This is a genomic window from Enterobacter sp. JBIWA005, assembly GCF_019968805.1.
Lineage (GTDB): Bacteria > Pseudomonadota > Gammaproteobacteria > Enterobacterales > Enterobacteriaceae > Enterobacter > Enterobacter vonholyi.
In genome coordinates this window covers 2166800-2187214 of record NZ_CP074159.1, presented here as the reverse complement: position 1 = coordinate 2187214, position 20415 = coordinate 2166800, and the positions used below count along the sequence as shown (strand labels likewise).

General features: G+C 60.3%; 3 protein-coding genes and 1 pseudogene. 2 read left to right on the top strand and 2 right to left on the bottom strand.

What is annotated here, in order from left to right; all coding sequences use genetic code 11:
- Nucleotides 1-157: 157 nt before the first annotated feature.
- A pseudogene (locus KGP22_RS10355) lies at nt 158-16366 on the bottom strand (Ig-like domain-containing protein).
- Nucleotides 16367-16487: 121 nt separating this feature from the next.
- Nucleotides 16488-17825, bottom strand: coding sequence for a TolC family outer membrane protein (locus KGP22_RS10350; protein WP_133294365.1), 1338 nt, complete (start codon nt 17823-17825; stop codon nt 16488-16490).
- Nucleotides 17826-18567: 742 nt separating this feature from the next.
- Here KGP22_RS10350 and KGP22_RS10345 point away from each other — a divergent pair.
- Both KGP22_RS10345 and KGP22_RS10340 read left to right on the top strand, forming a co-directional pair.
- Nucleotides 18568-19311 carry a DeoR/GlpR family DNA-binding transcription regulator gene (locus tag KGP22_RS10345; RefSeq protein WP_111964663.1) on the top strand — a complete coding sequence of 248 codons (744 nt, stop codon included), beginning with the start codon at nt 18568-18570 and terminating at the stop codon, nt 19309-19311.
- Between the two features lie 13 nt (nt 19312-19324).
- A complete protein-coding gene (locus tag KGP22_RS10340; RefSeq protein WP_223582202.1) occupies nt 19325-20392 on the top strand; it encodes an oxidoreductase in 1068 nt (355 codons plus the stop codon).
- Nucleotides 20393-20415: the final 23 nt, after the last annotated feature.

Here is a 20415-nt window from a genome sequence, read left to right as displayed (position 1 = left end):
GCGGTAATTCCGCCCTGAAATGATACCTTTACGGGATGATTAAAAAACGAACGCTTTCTAAACGAGCCCGCAAAATAATCTTGTGAAATATAGGGTTATGACTATTCGTGTAAAGAAATGCCAAAAGGCCGCGAGGATCGCTCCCCGCGGCGTTGTTTTACGCAATTAACAGCTGATGGTTCGCCAGCAGCGTCGCCAGATCCGTCTGCACGCCGTTCAGCGTCACCAGAGTGGTCGGCGAGAACTGGCCGCCCGTACCGTCCAGGTCAACCTGGATCTCGGTATTGCTGCCGTTCTGCACCACGCGGATGTAATCGCTGATATTGCCCGCGCTGCTGTCCAGCGTGGCCACGCCGTTCACATAGCTCGCCGAGCCCGTGCCGGTATAGCCGCTGCCGGAGAGCAGATCGCGCAGGTCAATACGATCCGTGTCCGCTGTCCCTTCCCAGGTCCCGACCGTAAAGCCGTTCACCACGTCGTGACCGTTACCGCCCGTCGCATCCGACGCGTTGATCAGCTTGTAGAGCAACGTATCGTGACCGCCGCTGCCAATGTTGAAGGTGTCATTTCCGCCGCGGCCTTCGAACTGGTTATCACCGCTGTTGCCGGTGATGACGTCGTCGAAATCCGAACCGTTAATCCCTTCAATGTTCAGCAGACGCGTGGTGCCGAACCCGGTGTCCTGCGCGGTTGAGAGGCGCAGGTCAACGGTTACGCCGGAGGTCGCATTGCGGTAATCCACCACGTCCATCCCACCGGTGTTGCTCCAGGTGTCATAGTCGGAATGGGTATTCCAGCCGCCGGAACCGTTGTAGGTATAGGTGCCGTTTTCCGCGATAAAGGTGTCGTTATACCCGGTCCCGGTGATAGTCCCGCTGTGGCCGCCGGTGGCGGCTTCGGCCGTCAGGACATAGCCCTCCTTGCCGTTGCCTGCTTCCAGACCGCTCCAGGTGACGTTATCCGACACGCCGTTGGTGATCTTCAGGATCTCAGCCGAATAGGTTTCATTCGGATCCAGCCCGTAGAAGCTCACCAGCGCAGAGGTATCGTTCGAACCGATACCGGACTGGGCGTTGATGATCTGCGAGGCCACCAGCACGCCCGCGGCGTTGTACAGATTGACCGTGTTGCCGTAGTAGGCGTTGATGCCCTCGCTGTCGACAATGTGCAGATGCATCGCGGTGCCGTCAGCAATGGTTTTGCTGTTTTGCACCAGCACCACCTTGCCGTTCTGCTGAGAAACCAGCAGGTCCTGCGCGCCGTCCCAGTTGTAGTCGACAGCCGCCACGCCGGTGACGTTCGCCAGGCCTGAAGCCAGCTGGCTTGAGGTCCAGGTAGAGCCGTAACCGTTGTTGGTGAACAGGGTCGCCGTTTGCGAGCCGCTGTAGGTGCTGAGCTTGACGATGTCCATCTGTCCGTCGCCGTTCCAGTCCACCGCCACAGACAAATAGCCCGCCGCTGCGTTAGAGGCTTCTACCGCGCTCTTGGTGGCCGAGAGCTTCCCGGTACCGTCGTTGTAGTAGATCACCCCGCCGTTGTTGTTGTAGCTGCTGCCCAGGTACAGATCCATGTAGCCATCGCCGTTGAAGTCCGCCCACGTCATGGATGCCGCCGTGGTGGTATTTGAAGCGTTTGCCACAAACACGTTCGTCAGGTTCTGACCGATGGAGAGCGTGCCGTTACCGTTGTTGTTGATCACGGTTAACGAGTACGCGCCGCTGCGGTTAGTGTGCTGGACAATATCTACCGTGCCGTCGTTGTTCAGATCGACGCCGGAGATTTCACGCATGGTGGTGAATTGCCCCCAGAAACCTGCTCCGCCATTGGTCCCATCCGGCGACAGTACGCCGTTCTTGTTGATCAGGTACGTAATGGAGTCCGCGCCGGAGTCACCGTAGGCCAGATCCAGATAGCCATCGCCGGTTTTATCGTACGCAATCACGCCGCCGTACCAGATGGTAGTGCCCATTGCCAGCTGGCTGGCGTTATAGGTGCTGCCATCGTAGGTCCACATCACCTGCGTTGACCCGGCGTAGGTATTTTCCGTCGCGAAAATGTCCTGCGTGCCGTTACGGTCAAAGTCGGCGGTGGTCTGGCTCACCACGTAGTAGTTACGGGTATTGGTCAGCGTATTGCCGGCATAGGTCGAGCTATCGCTGCTGGAGTATGACTGACCGTTAGCGATGATATTCCACAGACCGCTGCTGTTCATGCCGAGAGTCATGGTGGAGTTGTTGCTGTTCCCCGCCGCGGTTGCCCAGTCGGTATTCACCGAGGTGGTATCAATCACCAGGCTGCCGGTCGCCGTACCCGTGGTATTGCCGTTACCCGCGCTGCTCTTCACCTGCGCGGTCACGCTGTAGCTCGCCACGCTCAGCGCATCGCCGTCCGGGATCTGCAGATACCAGGTGTTGTGATCCGGGTCGACCACCACCGCACCGCCCGTCTGGGAGGTGTAGGTTTTGCCGTTCACCGTCACCACCAGATATTCGCCGTTCACCAGGTCAGCGGAGACGGTACCGCTGACGATCGGCGTAGTGTCCGACGTGGTCTGCGCGGTAATCGCCGCCGTGGTGGTCGGGATGCTGGTATCGACGTTCAGCACAAAGCCGTCGGATTCAGTGTAGTTTCCGGCCCTGTCGGTGACGCGCACGATGTAGGTGTGATTCCCGTCGCTCAGGCCGTTGTCCTGGAAGGACCAGCTCGCGCTGCCGTTCATGGTCACCTGGCCGAGCAGAACCCCGTCACGGTAGAGCTGCACGATCTCGCCGTCATCCGGGGCACGGTTCAGCGTCCCGTTGATCAGCGGCGAGTTATCGTCCGTTGCCACCGCGCTGCCAAAGGTGCCCTGACGCTCGCCTTCGCCGTCGGTGTAGCTCACGACCGTGCCAACCGTGGTCGGCGGCGTGGTGTCTACCGTGACGATCTGAGACGCGGTGGAACCCACGTTGCCCGCCTGGTCGATAATCCGCACCTGGTAGGTGTAGTCCCCGTCAGGCAGATCGCGGGTATCGGTGTAGCTCCAGCGCTGGTTGGTGACCGTGGTATCGAGCCAGGTATTCCCGCCGTCCAGGCTGATCTGTACGCGCTCGTCGCTGGCCAGCGCGCTGCCCAGCGAACCATTGATGGTCAGCGTGGTGTCCATGGTGATGAAATCACTGCCGGACTGGCCGGTATCTTCGCTGATGCTGTCGATGGTGACGCCGTACTGCGGCGCCTGGGTATCCACCGTCACCGCCTGCGAGGTGGTTGTCCCAACGTTCCCCGCCAGATCGACGACCCGTACCTGATAGTTATGGCTGCCGTCGGTCAGGGTACGCGTGTCGCTGTAGCTCCACTGCGTGCCGCTTACGGTGGCGTATACCCAGGTGCTGCCGCCGTCCATGCTCACCTGCACGAATTCACCCGCGCCGAGTTCTGCGCCGAGCGTTCCGTGCAGCGTGTACGAGGTCGAACTGGTCAGGAAGTCGTTATTGTCGAAGCCGGTATCCACGGTGATGTTATCCACGGTCACCGTAATCGCCGCATCCGGGGCGACCGTATCGACGGTCACCTGCTGATGGGCGCTGGCGCCCACGTTACCGGCCGCATCCACCACGCGAACGTAGTAGTCATAGGTCTGGTTACCCAGCGTGCGGCCGTCCACGTAGTACCAGCTGTTGCCGGTGACAATCACGTTCTGCCAGGTGACGCCGCCGTCGATGCTGATCTGCGCGTATTCGCCGTCGGCCAGCGTCGCGCCGAGCGAGCCGTGCAGCGTCAGGGACGTGTCGCGAGTGATAAAGTCGCTGCTGCTCAGGCCGGTATCGTCGCTGATGCTGTCGATGGCGATCGTTTTGCTGGCGTCCGGCGCAACGGTATCAATGGTCACCACCTGGCTGGCGGTGGCGCTGATGTTGCCCGCATCGTCAATCACGCGCAGCTGGTAGTTGTAATCCCCGTCGGCCAGCGTGCGGCCATCGACGTACGTCCAGCTCAGGCCGCTGACGCTGACGTCGGTCCAGGTGACGCCGCCGTCAAGGCTGATCTGCGCGTGGTCGCCGCTGCCCAGCGCCGCACCGAGCGTGCCTTTAAGGCTGATCTGGTTGTCGCTGGTGATAAAGTCGCTGCCGGACAGGCCGGTATCCTGCGTAATGGAATCCACGGTAATGGTGGTTGCCGCAGGCTTCGTCAGATCAATCACCACGTCCTGGCTGTCCGTTGCCCCCACGTTGCCCGCGTTATCAATCACCCGCACCTGGTACTGATACGTACCGTCCGTCAGGGTGCGGCCATCGGCGTAGCGCCAGATGGTGCCGGTCACGGTCAGGTCAATCCAGGTGACGCCGCCGTCGAGGCTGATCTGCGCCTTCTCGTTATTGCCGAGCTGCGCGGTCAGCGAGCCGTTGACGACGACCTGACTGTCGTTGGTAATGAAATCCGTTGCGCTCAGGCCGGTATCGTTTTGCAGCGAATCAATACTTATCCCCATCGACGGCGCGGTGAGATCCACCGTGACGGTATGGTTATCGCTGGCGCTGTTGCCGATGGTGTTGCTCACCTGCGCATTGATGACGTACGAGCCGCCGTCTGCCAGCGCGGTCACGTCAGCGCTGCCCACCGTATAGCTCCAGGTACCGTCATTCTGGACGGTAGCCGCATAGGTTTTACCGTTCAGCGTGATGGTTACCGTCTGGCCTGCAGGCGCGTCGGTGGTACCGCTGATAACCAGCGGCGTGCCGTGCTCGGCGGCGTTGACGATATCATCCTGCGCAAAGGTGTTGATGGTGATGGTTGGCACATCGCCGTTCAGCGTCACGTCGTGCGTTGCGCTGCCCGGGTTGCCCGCCTTATCGTTCACCGAAGCGGTGATGGTGTACTGCCCGTCGCTCAGGCCGAGGAAATCACGGCCCGGCACGAAGACCGACCACGATCCGTCCGCCTCGACGGTCGCCTGATAGCTGTGCCCGTTGAAGGAGACGGTCACCGTCTGGCCCTGTTCCGCCGTGGTCGTACCACGGATCGTCTGGCCCGCCAGCTGCTCCGCGTTGTTGACGATATCGTCATCGGCCACGGTGCTGATGGTCACGGTTGGCGCAACGGTGTCTACCGTTAAGGTGTGCGTGGTCTGGCCGTTATTACCGGCTTTATCGTTGACCGAGGCGGTCACCGTCAGCGCGCCCTGGCTCAGGACGGCCAGATCTGCCGCCGGCACGTCGAGCGTCCAGGTGCCGTCGCTGCCGACAAGCGCAGTATAGGTTTTGCCGCCCAGCGTCACGGTAACGGTCTGACCCGCCTCCGCGCTGGAAGAACCGTGCACGGTCAGCGGCTGCTGCGCTTCCGCGGCGTTCAGCATGTCGTCAACCGACAGCGTCCCAATGCTCACCACCGGCGCAGTGGTATCCACGCTGATAGTATGCGTTGCGGAGGCGCTGTTGCCCGCGCTGTCCTGTGCCGATACGGACACCTGATAGCTGGCGCCATCGGCCAGGGCGCTGACGTCTGCAACCGGTACGGTAGTCGTCCAGGTGCCGTCGCTCTGAATGGTGGCCGTATAGCTCTTGCCGTTCAGGGTCACGGTGACCTGAGTCCCGCTGGCGAACTGCGCGCTGGAGCCGTTAATCACCAGTGACGAACCGGCTTCAGCCGCGTTGATCACGTCGTCACCGCTAAGGGTGTTCACCGTCAGCGCCACGGAGGCGGTGTTGACCACCACGTCATGGGTCTGGGTGCTGCTGTTACCCGCGCTGTCGGTAATGGTCGCGCTGAGGGTCACGGTGCCGTCGGTCAGGGCGGAAATCACGCTGACCGGAACGCCCACGCTCCAGTTGCCGCTGGCGTCAACGGTGGTGGTGTACTGGTGCGAACCGAGGGTAATAACCACTTTATCCCCGACGTTCGCGCCGGTTGCCGACCCGCTGACGATCTGCGCCTGGCCGTGCTCCACGCTGTTAATGACGTCATCGCCCGCGACAACGTTAAAGCTGACGGTCGGCGGCGTGGTATCAAGCGTAATTGTTTTGCCCGCGCTGCCCGGGTTACCCGAGGCGTCGCTCACGCTAACCTGCACGGTGTAGCCGTTATCCGCCAGCGTGGAGAGGTCGCTGCCCGGAACGTTAACGCTCCAGATGCCGCCCTGCAGCACCTGCGCGGTATAGCTCTTACCGCCCAGCGTCACGGTGACCGTCTGACCGACTTCCGCCGTAGTGGTGCCGGAGATGGCAACGCCCGCAGCCGCTTCGCTGCCGTTAATCACGTTATCGCCTGCAACCGTATCAATGGTCACGGTTGGCGCAGTCGCGTCCACGCTGTACTCACGCCCCGCCGACGCGCTGTTGCCGTGCGCGTTGGTGACGTTCACCTGCACGCTGGCATCGCCGTCCTTCAGGCCCGCGAGATCCGCAGACGGCACGGTGGCCGTCCAGTTACCGTCAGCATCCACCTTCGCGGTGTACGTCCTGCCGCCAAAGGTAACAGTAACGGTCTGGTTTTCCTCCACGTTCGAAGTGCTGCCGGAGAGCACCAGATCCGCGCCTTTTTCCGCCGCGTTAATCACGTCGTCGGTGGCAATCGCATCGATGCTGATAGCCACCGACGCCAGGTCGACGGTCACGTCATGGCTGATGGTCACCGGGTTGCCCGCCGCGCTCTGGCCTGCAACGGTCACGGTGACCGTACCTGCTGCGAAGGCCGCGACGTCTGCCGCCGGGATCGCCGCGCTCCAGGAGCCGTCTGCCAGCACGGAGGCCGCATAGGTTTTGCCATTGACGGTCACGGTGAGCGTTGTGCCTGCCGCCAGCCCGTCGCTGGTGCCGGAGACGATCAGGTTTTGAGTATGTTCGATGCTGTTGATCACATCGTCGCCCGCTACCGTATCGACGCGCAGGCCCGGCAGGCTGGCGTCTATAACGACTTCGCGCTCGCCCGTTCCCGTGTTGCCATGACCGTTGGTGACGGATGCAGACACCGTCAGGTCACCGTTGCCCAGCGCCGTCAGGACGGACTCCGGCACGCTCACGGACCAGGTCAGATCGCTCTGCACCGTCGCGGTGTAGGTGTTGCCACCAATGGTCACGGTGACGGTATTGCCCGCCTCCGCGTTCGTTACCTTGCCGCTGAGGGTCTGGCCCGCGGCCACTTCCGCCGCGTTGATGACGTTATCGCCCGCCACGGTGTTGATGGTGACGGTCGGCAGCGCGGTATCCACCAGCAGGTTCGCGGTGTTGCTCACGCTGTTGCCCACGCCGTTGGTCGCGCTCGCGCTCAGGGTGTAATTCGCTTCGCCCAGACCCGCCAGATCCGCTGCCGGAACGGTCAGGCTCCAGGTGCCGTCTGCCGCCGTCGTGGCCGCGTAGTTTTTACCGTTCAGGGTCACGGTCACCACGGTACCTTCCGCCAGGTTGGCGCTGGTGCCGCTGACGCTCAGGTCCTGACCTTTCTCCACCGCGTTCAGCACGTTATCGCCGCTGATGGCGTTGAAGGCCACGGATGGCAGGCCGGTATCGACGGTCACGTTATGGCTGCCGGTACCGGTGTTGCCCGCCGCGTCGGTAACCGACGCGGTGACGGTCACGGTGCCGTCGCTGAGGCCGGAAATCACGCTCGCCGGGACGCCCACGCTCCAGTTCCCCGCCGCGTCAAGCACGGTGGTGTACGTCTGGCCGCCGATGGTGACGGTGACCTTATCGCCCGCTGCCGCGCCGGTGGCGGTGCCGCTGATAACGTGTGCCTGACTGTGTTCAGCCACGTTAATCACATCGTCACCCGCGATGGTGTTGATAGTGACTGCAGGAACGGTCACATCCACCGTCAGGTTGTGGTCCACGGACGCCGGGTTACCCGCCTTGTCGCTGACTGATGCGGTAACGGTGACGCTGCCGTCGGTTAATCCTGCCAGATCGGCCGCCGGAACGTTCAGCGTCCAGCTGCCGTCCGCGCTGACGGTTGTGGTGTAGTCTTTGCCGTTCAGCGATACGGTGACCGTTTGGCCCGCTTCGGCGGTGCTGGTGCCGGAAACCGTCAGATCGCTCTTCGCTTCGGTGGCATTGAGAATGTCGTCCGTCGCCAGGGTATTGATGGTCACGGACGGTGCGGTCGCATCCACGCTGTATTCGCGGCCCGCCGAGGCGCTGTTGCCGTTCACGTTGGTGACGCTCACCTGCACGCTGGCGTCGCCGTCTTTCAGACCCGCCAGATCGGCCGCTGGCACCGTGGTCGTCCACTTGCCGTCGGCGCCTACGGTCGCGGTGTAGCTCTTGCCGCCGAAGGTGATGGTGACGGTCTGATTTTCTTCGACGTTTGAGGTAGTGCCTGAGAGCACCAGATCCGCGCCCTTCTCGGCCGCGTTAATCACGTCATCGGCGGCGATGGCGTCAATGCTGATGGCAACGCTCGCCAGATCCACCGTTACATCGTGGCTGATGGAAACCGGGTTACCGGCGCTGCTCTGGCCCGCAACGGTCACGGTAACCGTGCCAGCACTCAATGCGCCGACGTCCGCGGCCGGGATCGCCGCGCTCTAGGTGCCGTCCGCCAGCACGGTCGCCGGATAGGTCTTGCCGTTTACGGTCACGTTCAGCGCCGCGCCTGCCATCAGCCCGTCGCTGGAACCGGTGATAATCAGGTTCTGCCCGTGTTCGATGCTGTTGATCACGTCGTCACCCGCCACGGTATCCACGCGCAGGCCCGGCAGGTTAGCGTCGATCGTGATATCGCGCTCAGCGGATCCGCTGTTGCCGACGCCGTTGGTCACGCTGGCTGACACCGTCAAATCGCCGTTGCCCAGCGCCGTCAGAACAGATTCAGGCACATCGACGGACCAGGTGAGATCGCTCTGCACCGTTGCGGTGTAGATGTTACCGCCAATGGTCACGGTCACGGTGTTGCCCGCTTCGGCATTCACCACCTTACCGCTGATGGTCTGACCGGCTGCCAGCTCTGCCGCGTTAATGACGTCGTCGCCCGCAATGGTGTTAACGATCACGCCCGGCAGAACGGACTCCACGTTCACGGTGTGAGACGCGCTGGTGCTGTTACCGACGCCGTCCGTCGCCGAGGCGGTGACGGTGTAAAGCGCCTCGCCCAGCTGACCGACTTCGCTCGCCGGAACGGTGGTGGTCCATTTTCCGTTATCGTCCACCTGCGCACTGTACGCTTTGCCGTTGAGCATCACGGTCACCACCGCGCCTGCCGCCAGGCCGGAAGCCGTACCGGAGAGGGTCAGATCCTGGGTTTTCTCAGTATTGTTGATTACATCGTCACCGGAAACGGTGTCAATGGTCAGCCCCGGCGCGGTCAGGTTCACCTCTACGCCGTGCGTGGCGCTGTTGCTGTTGCCGGCTTTATCGGTCAGCGCCGCGGTGATGGTGTAATCCCCGGCGGCCAGCGCGGTTACGTCCGCCGCAGGCACGCCAACGCTCCAGTTGCCGGAGGCGTCAAGAGTGGCGGTGTACGATTTGGCGTTGAGGGTGACGGTGACCACATCGCCCGCCGCCGCGCCGGTCACGGAACCGGTGACAATCAGGGCCTGCGCATGCTCGGCGCTGTTGATCACGTCGTCGTCGGAAACGGTGTGAATGGTCAGCTGTGGAACGGTGGTATCAACCAGCACGTCGCGATCCGCGGAGGCTGGGTTGCCCGCTTTATCCGATACGGCGGCGCTGACGGTGTAGTTTCCGTCGGCAATCGCGCCCAGATCGGCGGACGGTACGGTCACGCTCCAGCTGCCGTTAGCCTCAACGGTGGTGGTGTAGTCCACGCCGTTCAGGGTCACGGTGACGGTCTGACCCGCTTCGGCGTTGGTGACGCCGTTAATCACCAGATCCTGCTGCGCTTCGGCCGCATTGATAATGTTGTTGTCGCTGATGATTTCAATAGACACCGTCGGCGCGGTAGCGTCCACGCTGTACTCGCGGCCCGCGGACGCGCTGTTGCCGTTCACGTTGGTGACGCTCACCTGCACGCTGGCATCGCCGTCCTTCAGGCTGCCCAAATCGGCAGACGGCACGGTGGTTGTCCAGTTGCCGTCGGCATCGACCGTCGCGGTGTACGACTTACCGCCGAAGGTGATGGTGACGGTCTGGTTTTCTTCCACGTTGGTGGTGGAGCCGGACAGCACCAGGTCCGCGCCTTTCTCCGCCGCGTTAATCACGTCGTCAGAGGCAATCGGGTTAATGCTGATGGCGACTGCCGCCAGATCCACCTTCACGTCATGGCTAATAGAAACCGGATTGCCCGCCGCGCTCTGGCCGTCCACGGTCACGGTGACCGTGCCCGCATTCAGCGCGCTGACGTCTGCCGCCGGAATGGCCGCCGTCCAGGTCCCGTCCGCCAGCACGGTTGCGGCGTAGGTTTTACCATTGACGGTCACCGTTAACGCCGCGCCCGCTGCCAGGCCTTCGCTGGAGCCGGTGATAATCAGGTTTTGAGCGTGCTCGATGCTGTTGATGACATCGTCGCCTGCCACGGTATCGACGCGCAGGCCAGGCAGGTTAGCGTCTATCACGATTTCGCGCTCGCCGGTGCCGGTGTTGCCGTGGCCGTTGGTGACGCTGGCTGACACGGTCAGATCGCCGTTCCCGATGGCGGTTAAGATCGTGGACGGCACGTTGACCGACCAGCTCAGATCGTCCTGAACCGTCGCCGTATAAGTATTGCCGCCGATGGTAACGGTGACAGTGTCACCGCTCGCCGCGCCGCTCACTTTCCCGCTCAGGGTCTGTCCGGCAGCCACTTCCGCCGCGTTAATAACGTCGTCCGTGGCGACCGGGTTGATGGTGACCTGCGGCAGCGCGCTGTCGACCAGCACGCTGTGACCGGTGCTCGCGCTGTTGCCCGCGGTGTCGGTTACGCTCGCCGTCACCACATAGCTCGCTTCGCCTAGCGCCGAGACGTTTGCCGCCGGAACGGTCACGCTCCAGTTCCCGCTCGCGTCGGCGGTGGCCGTATAGTTGATGCCGTTCAGCGTCACCGTAATGGCGGTTCCTTCCGGCTGGTTGCTGGTGCCGGACACCTGCAGATCCTGGCCTTTCTCGGTCGCGTTGATCACGTCGTCAGCCGCCAGGGTATTGATGGCAATCACCGGCGCGGTGAGGGAGACGTCAAACTCGTGCGTCGCGCTGGTGCTGTTACCGGCTTTGTCGGTGAGGGTCGCGGAGATCGTCTGCTCGCCGTTTGCCAGCGCGCCCACGTCCGCCGCCGGAACGCCCACGCTCCAGCTGCCGGACGCGTCCAGCATGGCGCTGTAGTCTTTCCCGTTCAGGGTCACGGTAATCACGTCGCCCGCCTGCGCGCCCGTCACCTTACCGGAGACGATCAGCGCCTGGCCGTGCTCGGCAATATTCACGACGTCGTCGCCCGCAACGATGTTGAACGAAATCTGCGGTACGGTGGTATCGACCAGCACTGAAGAGCCCGCGCTGGCCGGGTTGCCTGCCTTATCTGACACGGTCGCCGTTACCGCGGCGCTGCCGTCGGTGATGCCCGCCAGATCCGCCGCAGGCACGTCCAGCGTCCAGCTGCCGTCCGCCTGCACCTGCGCGCTATATTGGTTGCCGTTGAAGGTCACGGTGACCGTCTGGCCCGCTTCGGCAGTAGAGGTCCCGCTCAGGGTCAGATCCTGCGCCGCCTCTGCCGCATTCAGCATGTTATCGCCGCTGATGGTGTTGATGGTAACCGTCGGCGCGGTGGTGTCGACGCTGAATGCCTGCGCCGAAGACGCGGCGTTGCCGTTCACGTTGATGACGCTGACCTGAACGCTGGCGTCGCCGTCTTTCAGGCCGCTCAGATCGGCAGCCGGAACGGTCCAGGTCCAGTCGCCGTTGCCATCCACCGTCGTGGTGTAGGTTTTCCCTGCGAAGGTGATGGTTACGGTCTGGCCCGCTTCAACACTGGAAGTGGTGCCGGACAGCACCAAATCCTGGCCTTTTTCCGCCGCGTTAAGCACGTTGTCGTCGGTCACGCTGTTGATGGTGATGGCGACCGGCGCGAGATCGACGTCCACGACGCTCCCGATGGTTACCGGGTTGCCAGAAGCATCCTGCGCGCTTGCCTTGATATCCAGCGAGCCATCCGCCCACTGGGACACGTCCGCAGCAGGTACCGCTGCCTGCCAGGTGCCGTCCGCCAGCACCGTTGCGGAATAGGCTTTGCCGTTGATGGTCACGGTCACGGCGCTGCCCGCCGCCAGATCGGTGCTGGTTCCGGATACAATCAGGTTCTGCGCGTGTTCAATCACGTTGATCACGTCGTCGCCTGCGACCGTATCAATACGCAGTCCCGGAAGCTGGGCGTCGATGGTGAAGTCGAGCGAAGAGGAACCGGTATTGCCGTGCGCGTTGGTGACGCTGGCCGATACGGTGAGATCCCCGTTGCCGAGCGCGGTGAACTGGCTCTCGCTTAACGGCAGGCTCCAGGTCAGATCGTCCTGTACGGTAGCCGTGTATGTCTGGCCGCCAAGGATAATCGTGACAGTGTCACCTGGCGCCGCGTTCGTGACTTTGCCGGACAGGGTTTGCCCTGCCGCCACTTCCGCCGCGTTAACGATATTGTCGCCCGCCAGCGTGTTAATCGTCACCACCGGCAGCGAGCTGTCTACCAGCACATCGTGTGAGGCTGAGGCGCTGTTGCCTACGCTATCGGTGACGTTCGCCGTCACGGTGTAATTCGCTTCGCCCAGCGCCAGCACGTTTGCCGCCGGTACGGTCACGCTCCAGTTGCCGCTGGCGTCAGCGGTGGCCGTGTACTGAATGCCGTTCAGGGTCACCGTAATAGTCGTGCCTTCCGGCTGGTTGCTGGTGCCGGAAATCTGCAGATCTTCGCCTTTCTCGGTCGCGTTAATCACGTCGTCCGCCGCCAGCGTGTTGATACCGATGACGGGCGTCACGGTATTCACCACCACATCCAGCGAACTGCTTCCGGTATTGCCGGATCTGTCGGTCACGGAGACGTCAACTGTCCAGGTGCCGTCAGCCAGCCCCTGCACGACGGACGCCGGCAGGCCAAGGCTCCAGTTGCCCGCCGCATCCACCACGGTGGTGTAATCGACGCTGTTAATGGTGATGGTCACCAGATCGCCCGCTGCCGCGCCGGTGACGGAGCCGCTCAGGACCTGCGCCTGTGAATGGGCGAGCTGGTTAACGGTGTTGGTGTCGGTGACAAAGCTGTTGATGGTCACCTGCGGCACGGTCGCGTCCACCAGACCCACGCGGTCGGCGCTGCTGGTGTTGCCCGCCACGTCGCTCACGGTGGCCGTCACGGTAACGATGCCATCGTTGAGGGCACCGACATCAGCCGCCGGGACGCTCAGTTGCCAGGTACCGTCCGTCTGGACCGTAGTCTGATACGTTTTGCCGTTCAGCGTCACGGTAACCGTCTGGCCGGGTTCCGCACTGCTGCTACCGCTTAACAGTAAATCCTGCTGCGCTTCAGCCGCGTTGATGATGTTATCGGCGGTCAGGTTATCGAGCGTAATCGCCGGTGGCTGCGTATCCACCGTGACTACGCGCGACGCGTCGGCACTGTTGCCGTTGACGTTAGTGACGCTGACGCTCACCTGCGCGCGCCCGTCGATGAGTGTTTCCATGGCGCTGGCGGGCACGGTCAGGCTCCAGGAGCCGTCCTGCTGCACCTGCGCGGTGAAGGTCTGGTCGGCGAATTTCACCACCACGGTCTGCCCCGCCTCCACGCCCTGCGTCTGGCCGGAAATTGTTAAATCGGCGCCTTTTTCTGCCGCATTCAGCAGGTCGTCGCCGGAGACGGTATCAATGGTGACCGCCACGGCGTTCAGATCCAGTTCAATCGGGTGTTCAGCCGCAACGGTGTTGCCCCAGGCATCTACCGCGCTGACGCTAACCGTGATGCCTCCCGCGCTCCAGGCCTGCAGGTCCGCCGCCGGGACGCCGATCTGCCAGTTGCCGCTGGCGTTAACCGCGGTAACGTAATCAACGTTGTTGATGGTAACGGTAATCTGCGTGCCGGCAGCCAGATGGGTGCTGGAGCCGGTGACGCTCAGATCCTGCTGCTGTTCGATCGCGTTGATGACGTCATCGCCGGAAATGGTGTTTACGCGCAGGCCCGGCAGTTCAGCATTGATATTGATATCGCGCTCGCCGGTGCCGGTATTGCCGTGCCCGTTGGTCACCGACGCGGTAAAGGTTAAATCCCCGTCGCCAAAGGCCTGAAGATCCGCTGACGGAATTTTCACGCTCCAGGTCAGGTCGCTGCCAACCGTTGCGGTGTAGCTCTTGCCGCCCACGGTGACAGATACGGTATCGCCCGCCGCCGCGCCGGTAACGCGACCGCTGAGGGTTTGATCGACGCCCGCTTCGGCGTTATTGACCAGGTTGTCGCCCGCAAAGGTATTGATAATGACCTGCGGAAGTACGGTATCCACCAGCAGCGTCGCCCCGGCAGAGCCGCTGTTACCCACGCTGTCGGTACCGCTGACGCTGACGGTGTAAAGGGTGTTCGCCAGATTCAGCACGTCGGAAACCGGCACCTGGACCGCCCAGATACCGTTTTCAACGGTGGCCTGATAGCTGACGTTGTTCAGCGTCAGGGTGATAGCGCTGCCGTCAGGCAGGTTGCTGGTGCCGGTGAGGCTCAGCGGCTGCATTGCCTCCTGAGCATTCAGCACGTTGTCCTGGCTGATGGCGTCAATCGTAAATTCTGGCGGGTTTCCGCTCAGCGTAATATCGTGCGTGGCGCTGCCGGTGTTGCCTGCCGCGTCGGTCACGGAAACTGAAATTGTATGGTTACCTTCTCCCAACGCGCCCAGCACGGACGCCGGAACGCCTACGCTCCAGCTGCCGTCCGCCAGCACCACGCCGGTGAAGGACTGTCCGCCAACGGTCACGGTGACCACATCGCCTGCCGACGCGCCGCTCGCCTGCCCGGAAATAATCTGCGCCTGCCCCTGCTCGCTGATATTGAGGGTATCGTCGCCCGCCACGGTATCGATAGTGACGACCGGCGCGGTGGTATCAACCGTGAAATCTCCCGTCACGGACGTACCGTTGCCCGCTTTGTCGCTAACGTTAACCGTCAGACTGTGATTGCCCTCGTTGAGCGCCTGCACGTCGTTCGCTGCAAGCGTGACGGACCAGGTGCCGTCGCTACCCACCGTAGCGTTATAGTTTTTACCGTTCAGCGTGACCGTGACGATCTGACCGGCTTCCGCATTCGTTTTACCGGTCAGGGTCAGCGGCTGATTGTGCTCAGCCGCATTAATGATGTTGTCCTGCGCGAGGGTATCGACAGAGAGGGTTGGCGCGGTGGTATCCACGCCAATCGTCTGGCTGCCGCTCACGGTATTACCCGCCGCGTCTTTACCGCTGACGTTAACCGTCCAGGTGCCGTCGCCCAGCGCCTGCGCGTCTGCTGCAGGCACGTTCACGCTCCACGCGCCGTCTGCCCCGACTTCAGCCGCGTAGGTTTTGCCGTTCAGCGTTACGGTAAGTAAGGTACCCTGCGCCAGGTTTTTGCTGGCTCCGGAAACCGTAAAGCCCGCGGATTGTTCGCTGGCGTTCAGCACGTTATCGCCCGCCGTGGTGGCAAGCGTAATGGCGGCATCGGCGGTTGAAACCGTCACGGTGATACTACCCGCAGAGGTGGTTTTACTGCCGTCGATCTGCACGACCGACCAGGTATGCTCCCCGTCCGTTTGCGTCGGTAACATTACCGTCCACGTGCCGTCTTTGCCGACCATCGTGCTCGCAATGGTGCTGCCGCTACTGTCTTTGACCTGGATGGTCGCGCCCGGCTGACCGGTACCGCTAAAGGTTGGGTTGCTGTCGTCCGTGATCTCGTTTGCGCTCAGCACGCCCTGCTTGTCACCCGCTTTATCCGACAGCAGGAAGGTTGGCGTGGCGCTTTCCACCTCTTTCGTATTATCAATAACTTTTGTCTTAGTTTCGCCGTCGCCGCCGTTTGCCAGCAGTGCCCCGATGGCACCGCCACCTAATGCAGCTCCCGCAATCCAGCCCCACGGCGCGTCGCTTAAGACGCTTTCCTGTTCAAGGAAAGGTTGAATGCTGCTAATCGGTGTGGCCTGCGCGGTTAACTCGGTCACCGCAGCGCCTGACGCGTCCCCGGCATCGGCAAAAGAAATATGCGTCAGTTCCTGACGATCGTTGAATACCAGCTCTGACTGAGTATGCGTTTCAGGATCTTCAACAAAATAGTTATTGCAGCGAATAACGCTGCCATCTTTCATATAAATAAGGAGGTCTTTACCCTGGCGGACATAGCGCACCACATCCTGAGCAGAACCCTGGATTTCAATCACGCTCGGGGATGAAATAGAGACCGACAGATTTCCTTCGCCGGTTAATTTCGTTTTCTCCGCCGTTTTGCGAATGATGACATCAACAACTTTTATGTTACTCATATTCTTCTCCTTGCAGGTGTACGGATTCCTGTGGATATGTCCACCAGATGGATGTAGCTATCCCTGGGAAAAAACACCCATTATTTTCAGTCTTACTTTGCGCAACACTGCGCGTCTTTTATTAACTCAAATCGGGTAATTTTGCGGCAGCGTTTTTCTCTATTCCAATAAGCGGCATTAAATTATCAACCGCGGAAGCATAATTAATTGCCGAACTCCAGCCATCATACTCAGCGATTATTTTCGCCGAAGTAGCCTGCCAGACATCCTGCTCAACGCTGAGCAGATCGTTAATGCTCCGCTTGCTCAGGGTGTACTCATTTTTATAAACATCCCGGGCGCGCAGGGCATTTTCCAGCTGCTGCTTCCCGGCCTCCATTCTTCCCCGTGCGCCGGTCCAGTCCGCCTGCGCGACGGAGGCTTTTTGCAGGACGTCGAAACGCGCCTGATCGACCTGAGAGGAGGCCATCGCCCGTGCTCCTTCAGCCTGCCGCACTCGTGCGGAAACTGCGCCCCCCTGATAAAGCGGTGCGTCAATATTGAGCTGGATCTGGTCGTCCCAGTACGAACGGTTGTCCGATTCATAACGGGTGCGCCCGCCCTTCAGGCTTAACGTCGGCCAGTGCTGGGACTTCGCCGTTTCCACGCCGTACTGGGCAGAGCGCTCCATGTTTTGCGCGGCCATAACCGCCGGTATCAGCGAGTAATCAATGCGGTTGAGCGAATCAGGTTCAACCGCGAGGTTTGCGGGTACAGGCGAATAGTTTTCTGCCTGCATACCGGTTAATACCGCAAGCCGCGCGCGGGCGCTGTTTAAGGCGGCCTGATACTGTGCGACCGTCGCCTGCATGCCGGCAATACGCGTGCGGGTCTGGAGCTCATCGGAGGTCGAACTCACGCCCGCGTCGGCACGCAGCTTTGCCAGCTGCTCAACGTTTTTCAGCGCCTGAACGTTCTCCTTTGCCGCCTGCAGCAGATCGGCATAGCGTTTGACCTCGACGTAGCTCAGCGCCGTTTTTTCCGCCACGTCAGAGAGCGTGCCCATCAGCTGATAGCGATAGCTATCGCGCTGGGCCGAAGACTGGCTGATGCTGTTATTGGTCTTGCCAAAATCGTACAGCAGCTGCGTCAGGCTCAGCCCCCAGGCGGCCGAATTCTTCAGCGACCCGCTGGAATCGGTGGTCTGGCTGTGCCCTGTACTCCCGTTCAACGATATTTGCGGCATCCAGCCGCTGCGCGCTTCATCTATTTGTGCCTGGCCAATACCTAATTGTGCGGCCTGCTGACTAATAGACGGATCGCGATCGATAGCAAAAAGAATGCTTTCTTTTAAGGTTGTCGTGGCAACCGGGGCAATGCCCACCTGACTGCTATTGGCGTACGCAGTATTTATGGCTAATGAAATGAATGCCAGTGCTGCTGTAAATCGGCGTAACATAGGCTTTCGTAATATCGTCATTGTTATCTCCCTGACTCTGAGTGACACTGAAGCAATTACCCAAAAAGAGGTATAGATAATTAGACAAATATCTTATTTAGCATCCTTGCCGTATTTTAGGTAAAACTCCCCCATACCCATTTCCTCTGGAGATGAGATCTGCCTGCGTCTTATTTAAATTAAGAATTTACTTATTTCCTAAAGTGGTTAGCAGCATAACAAAATGTGTTATAGGCCACTACACCCCCAATGTTAAGGCGGTGTTACAATTAAGAAAAAACATGGGGTTTCTGGACAAAACTCTTAAAATGACCTTTCAGATGAAACATATAAACCGACTGTTATTTAAGGAAAATTCTTAATTTGCTCCCTGTACATTTTTGCGTTAATTTCCGCGCGGGTCAGACACAAAGATTTTCAAAGAAGTGTCAATTTAAGTAGCCAAACAGGCTGAATTAAACTTTAATGCTATTAATAAACTAATTAAAGCAATTAAAAACCACACTAAAACGATTTAACAGAATTAAAACCCATTCAATGGTAGTGCAGTGGTTACATAACCCAAACCGTTAAATAAAACATAACAATAACATTGTGATTAACATTCAAAACGGCTTTCTTATACCTGTTTAATAAAATTTTAATAATCACACAACTGAATCATCCCGCTACTTCCCCCACATCAAAACGACATTGCCCTTCTCTCTGCGTTAAAATGCTGTATTATGCAAACTATTGCGACATTTTGCAGGAATGTACCCCCATGCACAAAACCGCTCGTCAACGCTACGTTCTGGATATCCTGAGCGAGCAAGGCCAGGCCAGCATCACCGAGCTGGCCGAAAAGCTGCAGGTTTCAGCCGATACCATCCGTCGGGATCTGACCGACCTGGAGAACCAGGGGCTGGCGCAGAAGAACCACGGCGGAGCCATCGCGTTGAATCTCTCCGCCATGAACCGTCAGGGCCGCAATACGCTGCTGCCGGAGACCAAACAGCGCCTGGGTAAGCAGGTCGCACAGCAGGTTCCACCGGGCTCCACCCTGTTTCTGGATGCCGGGAGCACGGTGATGGCCGTCGCCACCTTTCTTCAGGGGCCGCTCACCGTCATTACCACGTCACTGGATATCGCCCAGCACTTTAGCGACCGGGAAGACGTTGAGCTGATCCTGCTCGGGGGGAAATGGGACCACCAGCAGCGCCTGTTTGCCGGAAGCGCCACGTTATCTTTGCTGTCCCGCTATCGGGCAGATATTGCTATCCTCGGGGCGTGCGCCATTCATGCCGAACTTGGGTTGAGCGCCGGTAAAGAAGCGGATGCCGAGGTTAAACGCGCAATGCTGGACGCAAGCCACGTGCACTGGATTGTCGCCGATCATCTGAAAATTAACCGCTGCGAGCCGTATCTGGTTTCCGGGTTATCCAACATTCAACAACTCTTTTTAGATCGTCCCTGGCCTGAGCTTGGGGACTCTGGCGCATTGCAGGTCACGGTGTGCGCGAATTAACGTGGAGAAGGTCATGAGTAAAGTTCAAACAATCAACATTGCGCTGATCGGGTATGGATTTGTCGGGAAAACCTTCCATGCCCCGCTGATCCAGTCTGTGAACGGGCTTAAGCTGGCAGTTGTCTCTTCTCGCGATGAAGAGAAGGTAAAACGCGATCTGCCGGACGTACAGGTGGTCGCCACCCCTGAAGAGGCTATTCAGCATCCTGATGTTGACCTGGTGGTGATTGCCTCCCCCAACGCCACGCACGCCCCGCTAGCGACGTTGGCTCTGAACTCTGGTAAACACGTGGTCGTGGATAAGCCTTTCACCCTCGACATGCAGGAAGCCCGCGACCTGATTGCGCTGGCGGAGGAAAAGCAGCTGCTGCTCTCCGTCTTCCACAACCGCCGCTGGGACAGCGATTTCCTCGGCATTAAGCAGGTTATTGAGCAAGGCACGCTCGGCAAGGTCAAACACCTTGAATCGCACATTGACCGCTTCCGCCCGGAAGTGCGCGTGCGCTGGCGCGAGCAGAATGTCCCTGGGAGTGGCCTGTGGTTTGACCTGGGGCCTCATCTTATCGACCAGACGCTACAGCTCTTTGGCCTGCCGCAGTCGGTTCAGGGGAATATCGCGACGCTGCGCGACGGCGCAGAAATTAACGACTGGGCGCACGTGGTCTTAAACTACCCGGAGCATAAGGTGATTCTGCACGCCAGCATGCTGGTGGCAGGCGGTACGGCGCGCTTTGCCGTTCACGGGGACAAGGGCAGCGTGGTGAAGGCCAGAATCGATCAGCAGGAAGCACAGCTGCTCTCTGGGGTGATCCCAGGCAGTGAGTCCTGGGGCGAAGACAGCGACAGTATGGTGTTCTTCGGCGCTGACGGCGCGCCGCAGACGATCCCTACCCCAAAAGGCGATCAGCGACAGTACTATATTAACGTGCTTGATGCGCTACGCGGGGAAATCGCCAATCCTGTCCATCCTGTTGAGGCATTAGCGGTGATGGCCGTCCTGGAAGCGGCGGTGAAGTCGTCGGAGACGGGGTCAACTCAGGGGCTGGCGTTAACTGCCGAAGAGCGTGCTTTGCTGGGTTAAAAAACAAGCCGGGTGGCGCATCG